Below are 20,474 nucleotides of genomic sequence, written 5' to 3'. Positions count from 1 at the left end.
CCGGCACCTGCTTGCGGAGACGCTAAGCGTCCGTCTTATGGCTTCGCGCAGAATGCGTCCTTTTGCGCTCAGGCCTTCTCCCCGCAAGAATCGCGGCGTTCCGCTGCGCTGCCGGGTTATCGGCCAGCCATTTTCCCGCCGGGATACGTAGGCATCTAATCGGAGAATAGAAAATATGCACCAGTATGCATTGGTGGGTGACGTGGGTGGAACCAACGCCCGCCTGGCGCTTTGTCAGTTGGATGACGGGGCGATTTCGCGCAGCAAACAGTATTCGGTCAACGACTTTCCGAGCCTGGAAGCGGTGATCAACGATTTTCTGTCGGAGCATAGCGAACTGACGGTGAAAAGCGGCTGTATCGCCATTGCCTGTCCGGTCGTCGACGACTGGGTGGAGATGACCAATCATGACTGGGCCTTTTCGATAGCCAAACTGCAACAGCAGCTAGGGTTCGACCGTCTGGATGTCATCAATGATTTCACGGCGGTCAGCATGGCGATCCCGGTGCTGCGTGAAGAGGACGTGATCCAACTCGGCGGCGGTCGCGCCGAAGCGGGCAAACCCGTGGCGGTGTACGGCGCGGGAACGGGACTGGGCGTGGCGCACCTGTTGCCGGTCGCGGGTCGGTGGATTAGCCTCCCCGGCGAAGGCGGCCATGTGGACTTCGCCCCTAACAGCGAGGAAGAGGATGCCATTCTGTCCGTGCTGCGCCACGATATCGGTCACGTGTCAGCGGAACGGGTGCTTTCCGGACCGGGGCTGGTCAATATCTACCGCGCGGTGGTGAAGTCCGACGGCCGTACGCCGGAGGAACTGAGTCCGAAGGCGGTGTCGGAGCGGGCGCTGGCGGACGACTGTCTGGATTGTCGTCGTGCGCTGTCGCTGTTTTGCGTGATGTTGGGGCGCTTCGGCGGCAATCTGGCGCTGACGATGGGGACGTTCGGCGGCGTCTATATCGCGGGGGGAATCGTGCCTCGCTTTATGGAGTTCTTCCGCCACTCCGGCTTCCGGGCGGCCTTCGAAGACAAGGGGCGCTTCAAAGACTATCTTGCGCCGATCCCGGTCTTCATGATCTCCCATAAACAGCCCGGTCTTCTGGGCGCCGGCGCCTATCTGCGCCAGCAGTTGGGCTACACCCTCTGAAGCTCGCTGGCCGTGATATCGGGGTCGCCCAACGTGCGGAAAGCCTCCGCCAAATGGGCGATGCCCGGCGCAATCCGCGCCTCGTCGATGGCGTGAAAGCCTAATCGGAAAAAGTTATCTGGCGCGTTGGAACCTAAAAAATGCGCCTGTCCCGGTTCTATCAGCNCCCCCCGATGCGCGGCCCGCCACGCCAGCCGATGCGTATCGACGCCTTCCGGCGCCTGTAGCCAAAACGCGTTGGCATGTTCGCTCCCCTCCATACGACGGCAAGCGGGGAGGAACTGCTCCAGCGCCTCATCCAACCGGTGCCAGCGGCGCGCAGAGTCTTCGCGATAGCGATGCAGATAGGCTTCGTAATAGCCCTGCGCTAGAAAATGGGCCATCTGATGTTGAATGTTGGTCGGCGGATGACGGTAGGACAGGCGACGCAGCGCCCGCAGCTCGTCAATCAGCTCCGCGGGAGCCACCAGATAACCCAGCCGTAAACCGGGCGACAGCGATTTGGAGAGACTACTGACGTAAATCACCCGGTTGTGCGTATCGCTGGCCTTCAGCGCAGCGCGCGGCTGCGGGTCAAGGTTGGTTTCCGAGTCGTAATCATCTTCGATAATGATCCGATCGTGCAGGCGCGCGTGCTCCAGCAATGCGGCCCGGCGCGCGTTGCTCATGCGAATGCCCGTGGGCGCCTGATGGCTGGGCGTGACGTAAAAGTAGTCGCAGTCGGCGGAGGCGGCATTTAACCGCAAGCCTTCGTGGTCCAGGCTATGCGGCACGATCTGCGCGCCCTGGAGCGCAAAGGTATTTACCGCTTCGCGGAAGATAGGATTTTCCACCGCCACACGCGTGCGGTGGTTAAACAGCAGCTGCGACAGCAGCGAAAGCGCGTTTTGCGAGCCGAGCGTGATCAGAATTTCATCGGCCTGAGCGATGATGCCGCGCTTGGGCAAAATCCGCTGTCGTACCTGCTCAATCAGCAGCGGCACGTCCTGATCGATATGGTCGTACAGCCAACGATGGTCGCGGTGCAGGCCGGTGATGCGACGGGTAGTTTCACGCCACTGTTCGAGCGGAAACAGCTGGGTATTCGGCTGGCCGTAGATAAATGGGAAGGGGTAGTCCATCCAGCGCGCCGGTTTCATGATGGCGAAAAAACCACTTGGGCTGACATTGAGTCGTTTGCCCCAGTCTGGCGACGTCTGCGCTTCCTCCACGGTCGTCTGCCGTCGGCGGATCTCAGCGAGCGTCTCGGGCTGGTGATAGTCCGGATGGAGAAAATAACCGCTGCGGGGACGGCTGACCAGATAGCCATCGTTCAGCAGGCTCTCATACACCAGCGCCACGGTGTTGCGCGAAATGGCGAGCTGATTTGATAACTTTCGACATGACGGCAACGCCTCTTCCACCGGGAATACGCCCGTCAGAATGGCATCTATCAGCTTTTCGCGCAGTTGCTCCTGCAGGCTCCGGCTGGCAACAAAATCGATATGCAGACAGCGATCGATCATCCTGTGGTCCTCATGGGTCTGAACGGCCTCAGGGTGAGAGTAGCAATATCCATACCGAATAGCTCGCCGCGGAGCCTGCCCGGAATTAATCGATCACGACACGGCCGTGCAGCGGCTGAGGCGGGCGATTGTTGTGATGATGCATGACGGCGCTAAAGCGTTGGATCTGCTGTTCGGAGACGGTTTGTGGATGTTTCAGCACCATCCAGCGCACGCCTTCGGTGCAGGGCGGGGTGGTCAGCGAGCCGCTGTAACGGTAGTAGCTCAGATTCTGCGGAAGCAGCTTCCGCAGCTGAATATGGGCGGTCAGCGCGTTCTCGTGAGCAACCTCGGTCGGCATCTGCTGCCAGATTTTGTCCAGCTCCGGGTTGGGCGCGCCTAGGCGATACATGACGGCGACGACAACCGCTTCGCCCTGAGCGTTGGTATGCACGAAGTGCCCTTCAAACGGAAAGGATTTCCCATCAATTTGATTTTCACTCGGTGAGTGAAAATGAAACTGTTGCAGGGTAAACGCTTCGCCGTCGACCGTTAAGGTATCGCCTTTCTTATCTTCGACTTCGATCGTGTGGCCGTTATTAATCACGCGCAGGCTGTCTTCTTGACTGAAATGCAGCTGCAACGGCTTCTGATGCGTGTGCTGAACGGTGGTGATATTAATGGGCGATTGATACATGCCGTCGCCGCAGACGTGGAAATCAGCACCCCAATGAGCGGGATCGTGTTCCCCCTCGTAAGACCAATGGGCATGTTCTGCGCTGAATACCGGTGATGAACAGGCCAGAAATAAGCTGGCTGTAAATAATGGGATATATTTCATTAACAACTTTAACCTTATCAGAAACTTATGGGGCTAAATTATACTGCGTTGTTAATCATGGGGTTAGTGATAAATCCTTATTATTTGTATGACTTTAAGCCAAGGGGTAAACCGCTTGAGGCAACGGGATAATGGGGACGGTAGATTTGTTCCGAGTGTGCACTATATCAGGTAATAGTTTTGGCCGTGCGTTATAGCTCTCTGGCTGTAAATATTTATACGGACCACATTGCACAGAGGAAATCGAGAAAGTGGCCCTAATAAGAATAGGCTGCATCAGAAAAATTATTACGATATTTGATATCACGCTTCATGACTGAAAATAATGGTTATATTAATAGAGCTATATGTTTGGTTTTTATCTGAGTGTTCAGAGAAATATACGCGATATGAAGGGCTGCTATGTGCCAATAGCGGAAGTTGGGGGGGCCAGAGACTCTCTAAAAATTTATGGTTCGTTTTGCAGGGATACTTACACTTGCTACAGCCGAAAAAATGGTGACAACCATCTGCCTCATTTCACCGTAGGTGCGGATCCCTTCATCAATAAACCGGATTGCCACACCCTGAGCGTCAGACCCCTACAACAGCATCCTTTGCTGCTGCAATAGCATCGAGAAGACTGGCTTCTGCCCACCACAACTTCATTTTCAGCAACTGGAATGCCTTAGTCATGTGCTTCGTACTTGCGTGCAATCTCTGTACAAGCATTCTCCATTCCAGGGTAAATAGTGCCTTCAGTGATGTTTAACTTAGACAACTGTTCCAGAATGACCTTTTTATTTCTGATTACATAACGTTTTAATCCAAAATCAGGGTCTAGCTCTGGTAATGTGGCGTTATTCCCAAATAAAAGAAACGCTCCCGATTGTGATGATATTCGCTCATTGCTGACGCGGCCTTTTACAAATACTATCTTCGCAAGATCACGTACATCGATTTTATTTTCAAAATATGTTTTCTCTTCCTGAATAAGATGTAATAGTTTGTCAATTGCACCTAATTCTTCGCCCTCCACCAATAATGATTTTTCTAATCTATACTTCATGTCTGATGAAATTAATGCAAGATTAGCGATGCAACTAACTGTATCTGAATCGAAGAATTTAATATTTTTCTTGGGTGTGGAAAAGGAAATTACATGGCCATCTATTTCATTTCCTTGTTTATTATACTTAACTCCACTACAAGCAAAAAAAAGTGCAATCAAAGGGTTTGATGTAATATCTAGCAATCTCGTAGGAAGTCCAAAATGTTGCATGCGCACTAATTTATCAAGCATTCTTGTATCGTTTATAAATTCGGCAGGCCTTGCTGTCAGGATCTCCCTGACCATTGAATCCTCATCTTTTAAATACTTTAGTTTTCCTTTTGCTGTTTCTCTGAATAGTGAGGGTGTTAGTTTGTATGCAATATCCGAATGCCCTCTATAGAAGACCTCTCTACTGCTGTCATGTTCTGAACTAAGCACTACACTCAAAAAATCATGGATATTTGAAATTACCACTTCAGGTGTGCTATCAGCACTTAATTCAGCACTGATTGTATTTTTGGATTTATTTCTTACCCGAAAGTTGATATCAAAATAAGATAAGAAAGTACGTGGTTGAATGTTTTTTACAGCCCAATGAGTACGGGTGAATGCGTAAGGGCCTATGATGTTATTTTTTTCTAAGTTGAGAAGGTCATCTATTTTTATATGATTAAAGGAGTGAGTGATGTCAAAGGAAAAATTTACCTCCTTGTCCTCTTCATCTAATTTTAAATTACTTATACCGCCAATTCTAAGTGATACACAATTGTTTCCATCATAGTTATACCTTTCTGTCATAAATATTGTAGGAAGTGATTCTAAAAAACTAAGAGATGTAAAAGAAAGAGGCGTTAGCTTTAGTCTGATATCCTCGGGAGTAGATTCCAGCATCCTTGACAAAGGAAAAGAATCATATCCATTTTCATTTTCAAAGACAGGCCATCTGTCATAAATCTGAGGTTCTCCGCCGACAATTAAGTTAAACATATGCGCTCGCTTTTAATTTTTTGTACGTATGATATATTCGGTGATTCAGTATTTTACAATAACTGATTTAAATATCATTACTAAAAAAGGTAGTTAATTTTATGCAGGAAGCAACCAACATCACAAATTTGTTTTTTTCTGCACATATTCATATGTGAAGGTTAAAGTAAATTTCCGAGTAAATAAGGAGTCAGGGGATGAAAAGAGCGATTTGACTGTCCGTTTCTCGCTCATAGCCGCCTGTTAATGCGGGACTGAGCGGCTGAGTGCTATAAACGGTCGTTGCTTACATTATAGATGCTATTATCTAGGATGTCAGGTTATTAGTTAACATCAAATCGGTAAAATCTAATAACGTTAAGCGTATTAAAATATTAAAGGTATTCTTTAATATTTAGGATAGTGCTGCTTTATAATAGGCTGGTCCGCAATAATTCACGCGCTTATTATTCCCGCTCAACCAACTAACGTTCATAAAGGAAAGTGATGGAAATTAATTATAAAGACATCCTTAACAATCAACTTGATGACTTTTATAATAAGATAACTCACCTGAAGAACTTTCAGGCGGTAATCAGGGGGAATACGGCCAGTCTTTTAAGCAACTTAAGTGAGAAAAAGAAGCGTATTGAAGATAAGAAAGTTGATCCTGAAATTGATGAATCCATAAAAAGCTTTTTTGGGTTACAACTACGTTGTTTTTCCTTTCCGTCCCCTTACTCGGGGATCCGTGAATTTATTGGTCATCGAAATGATGATGTTGAGGAGCAAACCTATCTACTCTTACTTCATAAAAATAAGCAATATCAGTGGCTATTAGTAGAAGCTTACGAGGTTTTTGAAGATTTCATCAAATCGATATATGGATGTGTTGGTTATATCAATCCTTCATTTTGGCCTGCCAGTGACTTCGGGGATATTGCTATTAAAGATATTCCCTCACAGAATCTGAAGTGGTTTAATGTACAAGCAACAAAAAAGAAAAAGGCACCCAAGAGTATTTTGAATCAATTCCGAGAAAAACTACCAGCACTTGTAGATATCGAGATAAACAACAAAACGTCTACTAACTATCGGCTTGCTGTGACAATGATAGAAAATTTTAGACATGTCATTGTCCACCGAAATGGCAACTTTGGAGATAAAGAAGAATTTATTAGACAAGTTATAGCCTGTTCAGGTGTGCCTAAAAAAAATCACGAAGCAGCGATTCAGTATATCCTCAAGTACACAAGAAAATTGAAAGACGTTGATGTTATATATCTCCTTGAAAAAGAAGGGCCATATCCATTTATCTTTTATGACGTATTGGATCAACTAATAGACGTTTTACTCGCGTATGCTTTTATCATTAAATGTGAACTGGACAAATATCTATTATCAACAATAGATGATTAATAACACAAAAATTTTCTAATAAATACCATTGTGAAAATAATATTGGGATACATATGGGAAGAACTTATTTAGTACAAAGATACAGGTTATAATTTTTAATCACCTTCAATGTATGCACCAAATATCAGGTCAAAGTCTCATCCACACAAAAACTTCAACACGACATCCCTATCGAACCGCAACTTCCCCTCCAATAAACATCAAATCGGCGCATTAACTTTCTACACTCATCTGAATGTTTCCCCCTCACCGCCATCTCATACAGCAAGGGGGAAACCCCTATCGTCAGCTGGGATCGCGGTCGATGGCGAACGCGGACCAGGCCTGACGCACCGGCATCACTTCCACACGGTTGATATTGATATGGTCCGGCAGCGTGGCGATATAGAAGATCTGCTCTGCGATATCTTCCGCCGTCAGCGGCGTGGTGCCGCGGTACAGCTGGTCGGAGGCGGCCTGATCGCCTTTGGTCCTGACCAGTGTGAATTCGGTTTCGGCGATGCCGGGGGCCAAATCGGTGACGCGCACGCCGGTGCCTTGCAGATCGCAGCGCAGGTTATAGCTGAACTGTTTTACAAAGGCCTTCGAGGCGCCGTAGACGTGGCTGCCGGGGTAAGGCCATTGGCCGGCGATGGAGCCGAGATTGATGATGCTGGCTCCTTTGCCGGTGTTGATTAGCGTCGGCAGCAGCGCATGCGTGACGTTCACCAGTCCTTTGACGTTGGTGTCGATCATGGTGTGCCAGTCTTCCAGCGCGACCGTCTGGGAAGGCTGCGGGGCCAGCGCCAGTCCGGCGTTATTGACCAGAGCTTTCACCGCTTTGAAGTCGGCGGGCAGGTTGTCCACCAGCGCCTGAACGGCGGCGGCGTCACGAACGTCCAGCGTCGCGATATAGGTCGGCGTTTTAGGGGATAGCTCGTCATACAGCGTTTGCAGGCGGTCCGCCCGGCGCCCGGTCAGGACCAACGACCAGCCCTGAGCGGCGAAGNGGCGGGCGGCGGCCTGCCCGAATCCGGAGGTGGCACCGGTGATAAATACAATGTTTGGCATGATACGTCTTCTCCCCTCAATCCCATGTTCCGTGAGCCCGCAGGGCTGTCCACGGTGAAAAAACTGACTTTACGAATCCCCGCGGCGGCGTCATAGGGCCAGTTAGGAAAAAGCGATGGGACACCTTCTGACCCGACGATTATCCGCAACTGGCTCTATCGCATCCGCCGGATTTGTTTTTAGTCTGCCAGAGAGAGAACAATCCCTATAGCCGCCGACCGCAAAAAAGGTCGCAGAGGAGGACACGAAGATGACCGCACCATCAAACAACACGGTCCGTCAGCTCGACAGGCAGTATGTTTTTCACTCCTGGTCGGCGCAGGGCGGCTTAAACCCGCTGGTGATTGCGGGCGGCGAGGGCTGCCGCCTGTGGGATTTCGACGGGAAGACCTATCTGGATTTCAGCAGTCAGCTGGTGAATACCAATATCGGCGCTCAGCATCCAAAAGTCGTGGCCGCCATCAAAGCGCAGGCGGATCAGCTGACGACGATTGCGCCCGCGACGGCCAACTTGGCACGCGGCGAGGCGGCGAAACGCATTGTCTCGTTGGCGCCGGAGAACTTCAGCAAGGTGTTCTTCACCAACGCGGGCGCGGACGCCAATGAGAACGCCATTCGCATGGCACGGCTGTTCACTGGAAAGGACAAGGTGCTCTCCAGCTACCGTTCCTATCACGGCAACACCGGCAGCGCGATTGGCGCCACCGGCGACTGGCGGCGGTTGCCGAACGACTATTTCCGCGGCCATATCCACTTTTTCACGCCGTACCTGTACCGCAGCGAGTTTCACGCCACCACTGAGGAAGAGGAGTGCCAGGCGGCGCTGCATCATCTGCGCCGAATTATCGAGTGCGAAGGCCCCGGCACCATCGCCGCCATTCTGCTGGAAACCATCCCCGGCACGGCGGGAATCTTGATGCCGCCGCCGGGCTATCTGGCGGGCGTGTCCGCGCTGGCGCGTGAGTTCGGCATACTCCTGATTATGGATGAGGNGATGGCCGGGTTCGGTCGTACCGGCCGCTGGTTTACCTTCGACCACTACGGCATCACGCCGGATTTGATCACGTTCGCCAAGGGCGTGAATTCCGGCTATGTGCCTGCGGGCGGGGTGATCATTTCCGATCCGATTGCCCATTTCTTCGATGACAGACTGTTTCCCGGCGGACTGACCTACTCCGGGCATCCTCTGGCGATGGCGGCGATTGTCGCGACGTTGGACGCGATGGCGGAAGAGGGCATTGTCGACAACGCCGCGCAGGTGGGCGAAACCGTGCTGGCACCAGGATTGCGTCATCTGGCGGAAAAATACGACATCGTCGGCGAAACGCGCGGAAAAGGCGTATTCCATGCACTGGAATTGGTGACCGATCCTATAGCAAAAACGCCGATGCCCGCCGACAAAATGGCGCAGCTCAAGGCCGACCTGTACGCGCGCGGCTTGCTCGGTTTTCTGGCTGAAAACCGCGTCCACGTTGTGCCGCCGTGCGTGGTGACGGCCGACGAGGCCCGGCAGGGGCTGGCGATTATTGACGATGCGCTCGCCGCACTGACAGCAACCCTTGGCTGATCCTCAACGCTTATCCCGCTGTCTTACCGCAGCGGGATATATCTGCTTCCCGCTTCGTGTTCTCGTGCTCCATGTCAACGCAAATGTGCCGCCATTTGCACCAATTTAGCCATAAATTATCGATATGTTGCTGACAACGTCAGTAATCCTGCGCATTTCGTAAGGTTACCCACTTAAGCCTGAAAATGGCACGGAAATCGCATATATCAGGATGGGAAAACCTAACCACCCGGTCAAAATTGCCAGAGGGAGAACCACAATGAGCCAATTTCTGTCCGCTGAGGAACCCTCCGTCTTGACGCTGAAATCCGCGACGGCCAGACCCGCCGTGGTGGTGCGCGACGCCAATATCATCTATCCCTCGGCCGATCGGCCGGTACATGCGCTGAAAGATATCAATCTGACGATTCGGCAAGGCGAGTTTGTGTCGTTTATCGGCCCGTCCGGCTGTGGGAAAACCACGTTGCTGCGCGCTATCGCCGACCTGGAACCGTTGACCTCCGGCGAAGTGCGGGTCAACGATATGACGCCTTCCGAGGCGCGGCAGGCGGGCGCCTACGGCTACGTGTTTCAGTCTCCGGTGCTGCTGCCGTGGCGCACGGTGCTGGCGAACGTGATGCTGCCGCTGCAAATCCAGGGACGTCCGCCTGTTCAGAGCGAGGCCATCGCGCTTGAACAATTGGCGCGGGTCGGACTGGCCGGCTTCGAGAAGAAATTTCCGTGGCAGCTGTCAGGGGGGATGCAGCAGCGCGTTTCCATCGCCCGCGCGTTAGGGTTCTCTCCGCAGATCCTGATGATGGATGAACCGTTCGGCGCGCTGGACGAACTGACGCGCGACAACCTCAATCAGCAGCTACAGCAACTGTGGTATGCCGAACAGCGCACGATGGTCTTTGTCACCCACTCGATCGCGGAAGCGGTCTATCTCTCTACCCGCATCGTCATCATGTCGCCGCGCCCCGGCCGCATCGTCAAAGTGCTGACGTCGCCGTTGCCGCCCGAGCGGGATCTGTCGCTGCGCGATACCCCCGACTTTATTCATCTGGCGCAAGAGGTGAGGGATGCGCTGGTGGAGGGGCACCATGAACATTAACGCGTTGCGCTATCACGCGCTGCCGATAGGCGTGGTTCTGGTCGCCGCCGTGGTCAGCTGGTATCTGCTCGCTATCGTCCTCAATGCGCCGGGTGCGATCGAACGCACGCTGGCGCCGAAGGGCGACTGGGGCTGGCGCGATCTGGTGAGCGTCACGTTGTCTATGTCGCGTCCGGTGCTGCCCGCGCCGCATCAAATCATTGCGGATATCTGGACCAGCCTGACGCGCTGGCCGGTCACTTCGCCGCGCAACCTGCTGCTCCACACCTGGGTCACGGCCAGCGCCGCGCTGACCGGTTTCGCCATGGGGATCGTGCTGGGCATGCTGCTCGCGGTCTGTATCGTTCACTCCCGCACGCTCAATAAAGCGCTGCTGCCGTGGATTGTGGCGTCGCAGACCGTGCCGGTGCTGGCGATAGCGCCCATCGTGTTGATTATTCTGGGCAGCATGGGGATTACGGGGCTGATGCCGAAAGCCACCATCGCTATGTACCTGTGCTTTTTCCCGGTGACGATCGCCGCCGTTCAGGGGCTGCGATCGCCGCAAAAAATGGAGATGGAGCTGGTGCACACCTATGCCGCCAGCCGGGTCGACACCTTTTGGATGGTGCGGCTGCCGTCGTCGCTGCCGTATTTGTTTCCCGCGTTTCGCGTCGCCATTGCCAGCGGGCTGGTGGGCACGATGGTCGCCGAGCTGCCGACCGGCGCGCAGGCCGGACTGGGCGCGCGTTTGCTGACCGGTTCTTACTACGGCAACACCATCCAGATCTGGTCGGCGCTGGTCATGGCGTCTTTGTTAGGGCTGGCGCTGACGGCGATGGTCAGCCAGATAGAGCGTCTGGTGATGACGTCGCGCAAGGGGGGATGATGAAACCAAAAGCGATATCAGGCGTGGTGATGCTGGTCGCCGCGCTGACGATGGTGCTGTTGGCGTTCAGTCAATGGCTGATGACCGGCGATGTCGCCGACCGCTACCTCATTCTCGGCGTGATCCTGTTCACGTTGGTTGCCGTGCTGCTGGGATTTTCTCCGTCATCGTCGCTGTGCCGTTGGCTGCTGCTGATGGTGCCCGTCGTGGGCGCGGCGGGCTGGTTGATTGTCCTCGACGGCGGCGGTGCCGCCTATTGGCTTGCGCTGACGGCGGTCGCGTTGCTGGCGTGTTTAAGCGTACAGCGGCTGGCGGGNGTCAGCGACGTCGCCCTACCGTCCAGTCTGGTGGCGACGCTGTTTGGCCTGTGGGTGCTCTACTTCTGGCAACTGCTGGTGACCGTGTTTGCGGTGCCGCAGGTGCTGCTGCCCACGCCGCTGGATATCGCGCGCGCCTTGTATGAGGGCGCCGGCATGCTGGCGGGCGACGTAATGCAGACGGTGGTGAAATCGGTGCTGATTGGCTATGCGCTGGGCTGCGGACTGGGCTTCCTCGTCGCCCTGATGATCGACCGGCTGCCGTTTTTGCAACGCGGGCTGCTGCCGTTGGCCAATCTGACCAGCACTATCCCGCTGGTGGGCGTCGCGCCTATCGCCGTGATGTGGTTCGGATTCGACTGGCCTTCGAAGGCGGCGGTGATCGTGCTGGTCACGTTCTTTCCGGCGCTGGTCAGCACGCTGGCGGGGCTGCAGGCTAGCGAAAAAAGGGAGCGCGAGCTGATGTATTGCTACGCCGCGAGTCCGCGCCAGACGCTGTTCTCGCTACGTTTGCCCGCCGCCCTGCCGTTCATTTTCGGCGCGCTGAAGGTCAACGCCACGCTGGCGCTGATTAGTGCGATTGTGGCGGAATTTTTCGGGTCGCCGACGGCCGGACTGGGGTTCCGTATCTCGACGGAGGCGGCGCGCATGCATATGGCGACCGTTTGGGCGGCGATTGTCGTGGCGTCGGTCGTCGGGTCGCTGGCGTATGCCCTGCTGGTCAGGCTGGAGAAACAAATCAACTTCTGGCACCCCGCCGTACGCGGTATGTCGTAGTCGCGATGCGGCCGCGAGACGCACGCTTTGTGTTCACTTAATGTGAGGATACCTCTGATGATCAAACGTTCTGCAATTCGTCATGGACTGTGGTTGACCGCATTGTCGCTGTGCGGCTGTTTGTCGGCGTATGCCGCCGAGAAAGTCACGCTGCAGTTGAAGTGGGTGCCGCAGGCGCAGTTTGCGGGCTATTACGTCGCGCAGGAGAAGGGCTACTACCAGGATGAAGGGCTGGACGTGGTTATCAAGCCCGGCGGCACGGATATCTCGCCGGTGCAGGTGATCGCCGGCAAGTCGGCGGACGTGATCGTCAACTGGATGCCGGACGCGTTGGCGGCGCGTGAAGCGGGCGTGCCGTTGGTCAACATCGCGCAGATTTTCGACCGCTCCGGCATGATGCTGACCTGCAAAAAATCCAGCGGCGTGAGTACGCCGGCCGACCTGAAGGGGAAAACGCTGGGCGTCTGGTTCGGCGGCAACGAGTACCCGTTCTTTAACTGGATGAACAAGCTGGGCTACAAGCCGGACGTGGATATCAAGGTCCTGAAGCAAGGGTTCAACGTCGATCCGCTGCTGCAAAACCAAGCGGCCTGCATTTCCACCATGAACTATAACGAGTACGGGCAGCTGATCGACGCGGGCATGAAACCGGACGATCTGGTCACGTTCCCGTATGAGGATCAGGGCGTTTCCACGCTGGAGGATGGTCTGTACGTGCTGGGGCCGAGCCTCAGCGATCCGGCGTTCGTCGCCAAAATGGCCAAATTCCTGAAAGCGTCTTACCGGGGCTGGAACTACGCGGTATCGCATCCACAGGAAGCGGCGGAGATTATCGTTGAGCAGGATGCGTCGGGTGCGGCCACGGTTGAGGTGCAGCAGCGTCAGATGGAGAACGTCGCTAAGCTGATCACGCATGCCAACACGCCGCAAATCGGCTACCTCGACCCGGCGGCCTATCGCCGTACGGTGGACGTGCTGCTCAACAGCGGCGGCACGCCGGTCATCAAAAAAGATCCGGGCGATGCCGCCATGAGTCACGTCGTCTGGGACGCCGCAGCGAAATAGCGAAGGTGATTCAGGACGGATTGTCGGCGCCAGGGATGGCGCTGGTTGCCGTGTACCCGTGAGAACGTGAATGATGTGGAACAGTAAAATGTCAGACGTACACCCCTCCTCGCGCCCGATGGGGTCGCGAACCGCCGAACGCGGCGAAGACCCGGAAAAAGGGCGCATCCGACAAGATAATGAGGCGATCATTTTGCAGGCGGCGGAGCAGATCTTCGCGCGTTTTGGCTTTAAGGGCGCCACGATGGCCCTGATTGCCGAAGCGGCCGGTTTGCCCAAGGCCAACCTGCATTACTACTTCGGCAACAAAGAAACGCTGTATTACACGGTGCTGGATGACATTCTGCACGACTGGCTGGCGCCGCTGGATGATTTCCAACCGCAGGCCGATCCGAAAACGGCGATTGAGCGCTACGTCATTCATAAGATTAGCTTTAGTTTTGAACATCCCGAGGCGTCGCAGCTGTTCGCCAATGAAATCTTGCAGGGCGCCCCGAGGGTGCATGCGCGTTTGCAGACCGAACTGCGTCAGTTAGTGGACGAGAAAGCGGCGGTGCTGGAAGGCTGGATCGCCGCTGGCCGTATGAAGCCGCTGGATGCCCGGCACTTCTTTTTCTCCGTCTGGTCGATGACGCAGACTTACGCTGACTTTTCGGTACAGATCGCCGCCGTGATGGGCGAAGAAGCGGGTTCTGCCGCCGCGCAGCAGCGCGCCACCGATCATGTGCTGAGCTGCGTATTTCGCATCTGCGGGCTGGAGACGTAGCGTTGCTCCGGTTTTCGCGGAGGTTTCGCAGATTAAGAAATTCCTCCCCTGCATAGGCTGTGCGGCACCGGTCGGCAGGTTGCCGTCAACCTGTCGCTATTTCCCCTTAACATCGCTTAACGCCACCTCTCTCCACGTTCTTCTTTTCAATGCCCCATAAAGATCACAAACGATCACTTTTGCTGCAAAAAAGAGGCTAACTGCACCAAATAGAGACGATCAAGTCGCCATCGTGAAAAGTTATGGCTTGATAACCCCTTGTTTTGCACGGATTAGCCTCTTGGGCAAAAGCTGGCACATAAATCGCATCATTTATTTAGAAAACCTAACCAGTTGGTCAGGATTTATTCTCGCGCCGTGGCGCGCCAGCGACGCCGCTCTGTTCTCTCAAGGGTCATGACGATCACGAGGCAACCCGGCGATATCGCGCGCCAGCTTAGAACATTGCACGCCCCTGTTTCCGACAGGGCTTGGACAGAGGAGTTCGACGCATGAAAAACCAGACCCCTGTGGGGGTAAATACCCCCGGCATCCGGGCTGAACGGCTAAGGCAGGAGGAGTACGTCTGTCAGTTTAGCGACAGCGCACCGCCGCTGACCGCCACTCAAGCCGTGATTGAAGCGGACCGCTGTTACTACTGCTTCGACGCGCCCTGCACGCGGTCATGTCCGGCGGATATCGACGTACCGAGTTTCATTCACCGCATCGCGCAGGACAACGTGCGCGGGGCCGCCGAGGCCATTTTGCGAGAGAACGTGCTGGGCGGTATGTGCGCCCGGGTCTGTCCGACGGAGACGCTGTGCGAACAGGCGTGCGTGCGCCACGATCAGGACGGCAAACCGGTGAAAATAGGCCTGCTGCAACGCTTTGCGACCGACGCCTACTTCGCCAATCCGGGGCGGCCGCTATTTATGCGCGCCGCCGCCACCGGCAAAAAAGTCGCGGTAGTGGGGGCGGGACCGGCCGGATTGACCGTCGCCCATCGGCTGGCGGTGAGCGGTCATCACGTGGTGATCTTCGACGACCGGCCCAAACCCGGCGGTCTGAACGAATACGGGTTGGCGGCGTACAAGACGACCGACGACTTCGCCCAGAAAGAGATCGCCTGGCTGCTGTCCGTCGGCGGCATTGAGCTGCGTCTCGGCCAGCGGCTGGGGCGTGATGTCACGCTGGAGCAGCTGCGCGCCGGGTTCGATGCGGTGTTCCTTGGCATGGGGCTTGCAGGCGTTAATGCGCTGGGTATCCCAGAAACGCCGCTGACCGGCGTGCGTGAAGCGGTCGACTTTATTGCGGAGCTGCGTCAGGCCGCCGATCTCAGCCGGGTGCCCGTTGGCCGTGAGGTGGTGGTGATTGGCGGCGGGATGACCGCCGTCGATGCGGCGGTGCAGGCCAAAAAGCTGGGCGCGCGCGAGGTCACGCTGGTCTACCGCCGCAGCGAGGCGGAGATGAAAGCCTCGCCCCACGAACAGGCGTGGGCCAAACAGTGCGGCGTCACCCTGCGTTTCTGGTCTGCGCCGCAGGCTATCCACGGTGAAAACGGCGTGGTGACGGGCGTGTCGTTCGCCGTGATGCAGCGGGAAGACGGCAAGCTGGTCGCCAGCGGGGAAACTTATACGCTGCCCGCGGACATGGTCCTGAAGGCGATTGGGCAGACCTACGACCCAGCGCCTGCCGGTGACGCTATCCGGCTCATCGATCGGCGCATCGCGACGGATGACGCGGGGCGAACGTCCCTACCGGGCGTCTGGGCGGGCGGCGACTGCTGCGCGGGCGGACTGGATCTGACGGTGGATGCGGTACGGCAGGGCAAAATCGCCGCCCGCTATATCGACTTGGCCTTAACCGTGTCGGGGCGTCAGGTGGTCAACGACGCATCGATCTCTGTATTGCTGGACCGGGGGTGTGCGCATGGCTGATCTCAGTACCGAATTCTTGGGCATCAAAAGCCCTAATCCTTTCTGGCTGGCGTCCGCGCCGCCGACGGATAAAGAGTACAACGTGGTGCGGGCGTTCGAAGCCGGCTGGGGCGGCGTGGTGTGGAAAACGCTGGGTATCGACCCGCATGTCGTCAACGTCAGCGGCCCGCGTTACGGCACCTTGCTGGGGGCCGACCGGCGGGTGCTCGGCCTGAACAACATCGAGCTGATCACCGATCGCTCGCTGCACGTCAATCTGGAAGAGATCGCCCGTGTGAAGCGCAACTGGCCGGATCGCGCCATGATTGTGTCGATTATGGTGCCGTGCGAAGAAGCGTCCTGGAAATATATCCTGCCGCTGGTGGAGCAAACCGGCGCCGACGGCATTGAGCTGAACTTCGGCTGCCCGCACGGCATGAGCGAGCGCGGCATGGGGGCCGCGGTGGGGCAGGTGCCGGAGTACATCGAGCAGGTGACGCGCTGGTGCAAGCAGTACTGCAGCCTGCCGACCATCGTCAAACTAACGCCCAACATTACCGATATCCGCTATCCGGCTCGCGCGGCCCGGCGCGGCGGCGCTGATGCGGTATCGCTGATTAATACCATCAATTCGGTGATAGGGGTGGACCTCGACCAGATGAGCATCCATCCCAACACCGGCGGCAAAGGCTCTCACGGCGGCTATTGCGGCCCGGCGGTAAAACCCATCGCGCTCAACATGGTGGCGGAAATCGCCCGCGATCCGGACACCGTGGGATTGCCCATCTCCGGCATCGGCGGCATTTCCACCTGGCGCGACGCCGCCGAATTCATCTCGCTGGGCTGCGGCACGGTGCAGGTGTGTACGGCGGTCATGGTGCACGGCTTCCCGATCGTGCGCGACATGATCAACGGTCTAAGCCACTTCATGGATGAGAAGGGCTACCGCACGCTGGAGGATTTCCGCGGACGCGCCGTGAGCAGCGTCACGGACTGGCGCTATCTCAATTTGAACCACGTCGACAAGGCGGTAATTGATCAGTCGAAGTGCATCAAATGCGGGCGCTGCCATCTGGCCTGTGAAGACACCTCTCATCAGGCCATCACCCACACGAAAGAGGGCGAACGCCATTTTGAAGTCAAAGAGGCAGACTGCGTGGGCTGCAACCTGTGCGTCTCTATTTGTCCGGTGGAAGAGTGCATCACGCTGCGCAGCCTGGCGCCCGGCGAGGTGGATGAGCGGACCGGCAACGTCGTCAGCGAGAAATACGCCAACTGGACCACGCATCCTAATAACCCGATGGCGACCGAGGCGCTCTGATCCGCGAGCGTTTTCATCACTGACGGTGGCGGCTTCCGCGGCGAGCGGGTGCGATCACCGCCGAAAAAGAGGGAGATAACGATGAGTCACACTCTGTTGATTAAAGGCGGCACCGTCGTCAATGCCGACCGCCAGTTCCGCGCCGACGTCCTGTGCGTCGACGGCGTGATTGCGGCGGTGGGCGATGCGGCCCAATTCGATGTGCCGGCGGGCGCCGAGGTGGTGGACGCAGGCGGCCTGTACGTCATGCCGGGCGGCATCGACCCGCATACGCACATGAATTTCCCGTTTATGGGCACCGTCACGGTGGACGATTTTTACAGCGGCACGGCGGCGGCGCTGGCGGGCGGTACGACCACCATCATCGACTTTGTGATCCCGAACCCCCGGCAGTCGCTGATGGAAGCCTACCGCCAGTGGCGCGGCTGGGCGGAAAAATCGGCGGCCGACTATAGCTTCCACGTGGCGATCACCTGGTGGGACGAAAGCGTGCACCGGGATATGGGTACGCTGGTGCGCGAAGAGGGCGTGAACAGCTTTAAGCACTTCATGGCCTATAAGAACGCCATCATGTGCGACGACGAAACGTTGATGAACAGCTTCCGCCGCGCGCTGGAGCTGGGGGCGATGCCGACGGTGCATGCTGAAAACGGCGAGATGGTGCATCTGTTGCAACAGCAGGTCTTGTCGCAAGGGATCGTCGGGCCGGAAGGGCATCCTCTGTCGCGACCGCCTGAAGTTGAGGGAGAAGCCGCTAATCGGGCCATTACCATCGCCAACGTGTTGGGCGTGCCGATTTACGTGGTGCATGTCTCCTGCCAGGAGTCGGCGGAGGTCATTGCCCGGGCTCGCGCACGAGGTCAGCGGGTCTACGGCGAGGTGCTGGCCGGTCACCTGACGATCGATGACAGCGTGTACCGCGACCCGGACATTCGCAAGGCGGCGGCGCACGTCATGAGTCCGCCGTTTCGCCCCAAAGGTCACCAGGAGGCGCTGTGGCGCGGCTTGCAGTCTGGCCAACTGCACACGACAGCGACGGATCACTGTACGTTTTGCGCCAGCCAGAAAGCGGCGGACGGCGGCGATTTTACCAAGATCCCCAACGGCTGCGGCGGCGTGGAAGAGCGTATGGCGGTGGTGTGGGACGGCGGCGTTAACAGCGGGCGTCTGACGCCCAGCGAATTCGTGGCCGTCACCTCCGCCAACACCGCGCGGCTGTTCAATCTCTATCCGCGTAAAGGCTGTGTGACGACGGGCGCGGATGCCGATTTGGTGCTGTGGGACCCGAACGGCAGCAAAACGCTCTCCGCCAAGACCCATCACTCCCGCAACGATTTCAACGTGTTTGAAGGCCGCACGGTCACCGGAATACCGGCGTACACCATCAGCCAAGGCGTTGTGGTCTGGGCCGATGGCGATCTCCGGGCGCAGGAAGGGGCGGGTCGTTACATCAAGCGTCCGGCATTTGGTCCGGACTTCAGCGCGGCCGCCGCATGGGAAAAAGCCCGCGCGCCGCAGAGCGTTCAGCGCTAACGGCTGAACAGAAACAGTGAAGCATTGACCGTGAGGAAGCGACGATGAGTAATGACATATTTACGGTAGCGGACAAGGTGACGACGGCCGACATGCGGGTCAACGGCGAACGCCTGTGGGAATCATTGATGGAACTGGCGCAGATTGGCGCAACCCCGAAAGGCGGCGTATGCCGTCTGACGCTGACCGATCTGGACCGGCAAGGCCGCGATCTGCTGGTGAGCTGGGGCAAGGCCGCAGGACTGTCGGTGGTGGTGGATAACATCGGCAACGTATTTATGCGCCGTCCCGGACGCAATAACGCGCTGCCGCCGATTGTGGCGGGCAGCCATATCGATACTCAGCCGACCGGCGGCAAGTTCGACGGCAACTTCGGCGTGCTGTCCGCGCTGGAGGTCATTCGCACGCTGAACGATCAGAAAATTGAAACCGAGGCGCCCGTCGAGGTGGTGTCCTGGACCAACGAAGAAGGCTCCCGCTTCGTGCCGGTCATGATGGGGTCAGGGGTGTTTGCGGGGGTATTCCCGCTGGAATACGCTTATGCCGCCACGGACGTGGACGGCAAGACGGTCAAGGACGAGCTGGAGAAAATCGGGTACGTCGGGCCGCAAACGCCGGGCGATCATCCCATCGGCGCCTACTTTGAAGCGCATATAGAGCAGGGGCCGATTCTTGAGGATCAAGACATCGACATCGGCGTCGTGCAGGCGGTGCTGGGGATTCGTTGGTATGACTGCGTGGTGACGGGTATGGAATCTCACGCGGGGCCGACGCCGATGGCGATGCGCAAAGATGCGCTGCAGGTTTCCACGCGCATCATGCAGGAAGTGATCAACATTGCCGACCGCTTCTCGCCACACGGCCGCGGCACGGTCGGGATGGTGCAGGTGCATCCCAACAGCCGTAATGTGGTGCCCGGCAGCGTGAAGTTTTCCATCGATTTCCGCAATATTGATGATGCATCGGTAGCGCAGATGGATGAGGCGCTAAAAGCCTATCTCGAGAGCCTGATGACGGAAACCGGTCTGAATATTCAGCTGACGCAGGTTTCGGATTATCCCGCCGCGCCGTTCCATCCAGAGTGTAAAGACGCGGTACGGCGTGCGGCGCAGGCGCTGGGCTATTCGCATATGGATATTGTGTCCGGCGCGGGCCACGACGCGGTTTACATGAGTATGCTGGCGCCGACGGGCATGATTTTCATCCCGTGCAAGGACGGCATTAGCCACAACGAAATCGAGTACTCTTCACCTGAACAGGTGACGGCGGGCGCCAATGTGCTCTTGCATGCGGTGCTGGAAACGGCGGGCGTCGTAGGGCGCGGTTAAGCGTCGG

At 56.5% G+C, this 20,474-nt stretch carries 16 protein-coding genes and 1 pseudogene; 12 read left to right on the top strand and 5 right to left on the bottom strand.

The genetic code is table 11. The features are described 5' to 3' along the window. Nucleotides 1-175 precede the first annotated feature (175 nt). A complete protein-coding gene (glk, locus tag SB13_RS00795) occupies nucleotides 176-1,144 on the top strand; it encodes a glucokinase (RefSeq protein ID WP_026738531.1) in 969 nt (322 codons plus the stop codon). On the opposite strand, the gene pdxR is transcribed toward glk, so the two are convergent. The 4 genes and pseudogenes from pdxR to SB13_RS00780 form a co-directional block, all read right to left on the bottom strand. Beyond that, nucleotides 1,132-2,649 carry a MocR-like pyridoxine biosynthesis transcription factor PdxR gene (gene pdxR / locus SB13_RS00790; protein ID WP_051619040.1) on the bottom strand — a complete coding sequence of 506 codons (1,518 nt, stop codon included), beginning with the start codon at nucleotides 2,647-2,649 and terminating at the stop codon, nucleotides 1,132-1,134. The two genes, glk and pdxR, sit on opposite strands and share 13 nt — an antisense overlap. An 85-nt stretch (nucleotides 2,650-2,734) precedes the next feature. Then, entirely contained in the window at nucleotides 2,735-3,469 is a 735-nt protein-coding gene (locus SB13_RS00785; protein ID WP_026738530.1) for a carbonic anhydrase, read from the bottom strand. Between the two features lie 479 nt (nucleotides 3,470-3,948). Continuing rightward, nucleotides 3,949-4,044 (bottom strand): annotated as a pseudogene (locus tag SB13_RS17910) (recombinase family protein); the annotation flags it as partial. A gap of 92 nt (nucleotides 4,045-4,136) precedes the next feature. Beyond that, nucleotides 4,137-5,489 carry an FRG domain-containing protein gene (locus SB13_RS00780; protein WP_026738529.1) on the bottom strand — a complete coding sequence of 451 codons (1,353 nt, stop codon included), beginning with the start codon at nucleotides 5,487-5,489 and terminating at the stop codon, nucleotides 4,137-4,139. Between the two features lie 486 nt (nucleotides 5,490-5,975). Here SB13_RS00780 and SB13_RS00775 point away from each other — a divergent pair, with 486 nt between their 5' ends. Next, entirely contained in the window at nucleotides 5,976-6,887 is a 912-nt protein-coding gene (locus tag SB13_RS00775) for a hypothetical protein (RefSeq protein ID WP_026738528.1), read from the top strand. A 285-nt stretch (nucleotides 6,888-7,172) separates the two neighbouring features. On the opposite strand, the gene SB13_RS00770 is transcribed toward SB13_RS00775, so the two are convergent. After that, nucleotides 7,173-7,937, bottom strand: a complete 765-nt coding sequence (locus SB13_RS00770; RefSeq protein ID WP_026738527.1) for an SDR family NAD(P)-dependent oxidoreductase — start codon at nucleotides 7,935-7,937, stop codon at nucleotides 7,173-7,175. Between the two features lie 250 nt (nucleotides 7,938-8,187). Between SB13_RS00770 and SB13_RS00765 the strand changes: the two genes are divergently transcribed. The 10 genes from SB13_RS00765 (at nucleotide 8,188) to SB13_RS00720 (ending at nucleotide 20,467) form a co-directional block, all read left to right on the top strand. Beyond that, nucleotides 8,188-9,504, top strand: coding sequence for an aspartate aminotransferase family protein (locus tag SB13_RS00765; protein WP_026738526.1), 1,317 nt, complete (start codon nucleotides 8,188-8,190; stop codon nucleotides 9,502-9,504). A 259-nt stretch (nucleotides 9,505-9,763) separates the two neighbouring features. Continuing rightward, on the top strand, nucleotides 9,764-10,597 hold the full coding sequence (locus tag SB13_RS00760) for an ABC transporter ATP-binding protein (protein ID WP_026738525.1): 834 nt from the start codon (nucleotides 9,764-9,766) through the stop codon (nucleotides 10,595-10,597). Continuing rightward, the gene (locus tag SB13_RS00755) at nucleotides 10,587-11,465 is read left to right on the top strand and encodes an ABC transporter permease (RefSeq protein ID WP_026738524.1); all 879 of its coding nucleotides are present in this window, start codon (nucleotides 10,587-10,589) and stop codon (nucleotides 11,463-11,465) included. The genes SB13_RS00760 and SB13_RS00755 overlap by 11 nt, the downstream gene beginning before the upstream one ends. Further along, nucleotides 11,462-12,559: an ABC transporter permease gene (locus tag SB13_RS00750; protein ID WP_026738523.1), complete on the top strand. Its 1,098-nt coding sequence runs from the start codon at nucleotides 11,462-11,464 to the stop codon at nucleotides 12,557-12,559. The genes SB13_RS00755 and SB13_RS00750 overlap by 4 nt, the downstream gene beginning before the upstream one ends. A 57-nt stretch (nucleotides 12,560-12,616) precedes the next feature. Next, complete coding sequence (locus SB13_RS00745) at nucleotides 12,617-13,624, top strand: ABC transporter substrate-binding protein (protein WP_026738522.1); 1,008 nt, start codon at nucleotides 12,617-12,619, stop codon at nucleotides 13,622-13,624. Between the two features lie 88 nt (nucleotides 13,625-13,712). After that, nucleotides 13,713-14,390, top strand: a complete 678-nt coding sequence (locus SB13_RS00740; protein WP_026738521.1) for a TetR/AcrR family transcriptional regulator — start codon at nucleotides 13,713-13,715, stop codon at nucleotides 14,388-14,390. Nucleotides 14,391-14,881: 491 nt separating this feature from the next. After that, nucleotides 14,882-16,306 (top strand): NAD(P)-dependent oxidoreductase, encoded by a 1,425-nt coding sequence (locus SB13_RS00735; protein WP_026738520.1) that lies wholly within the window; start codon nucleotides 14,882-14,884, stop codon nucleotides 16,304-16,306. Continuing rightward, on the top strand, nucleotides 16,299-17,606 hold the full coding sequence (gene preA, locus SB13_RS00730) for an NAD-dependent dihydropyrimidine dehydrogenase subunit PreA (protein ID WP_026738519.1): 1,308 nt from the start codon (nucleotides 16,299-16,301) through the stop codon (nucleotides 17,604-17,606). The genes SB13_RS00735 and preA overlap by 8 nt, the downstream gene beginning before the upstream one ends. 81 nt (nucleotides 17,607-17,687) lie before the next feature. Further along, nucleotides 17,688-19,139, top strand: coding sequence for a dihydropyrimidinase (gene hydA / locus SB13_RS00725; RefSeq protein WP_026738518.1), 1,452 nt, complete (start codon nucleotides 17,688-17,690; stop codon nucleotides 19,137-19,139). 44 nt (nucleotides 19,140-19,183) lie between these two features. Beyond that, a complete protein-coding gene (locus SB13_RS00720) occupies nucleotides 19,184-20,467 on the top strand; it encodes a Zn-dependent hydrolase (RefSeq protein ID WP_026738517.1) in 1,284 nt (427 codons plus the stop codon). Nucleotides 20,468-20,474: the final 7 nt, after the last annotated feature.

Origin of the sequence: Lonsdalea quercina subsp. quercina (genome assembly GCF_000688695.1) — a bacterium.
In the GTDB taxonomy this organism is placed as follows: Bacteria; Pseudomonadota; Gammaproteobacteria; order Enterobacterales; family Enterobacteriaceae; genus Lonsdalea; species Lonsdalea quercina_D.
The sequence above is the reverse complement of the archived record's forward strand: the minus strand, read 5'-3'. Positions and strand labels throughout refer to the sequence as shown.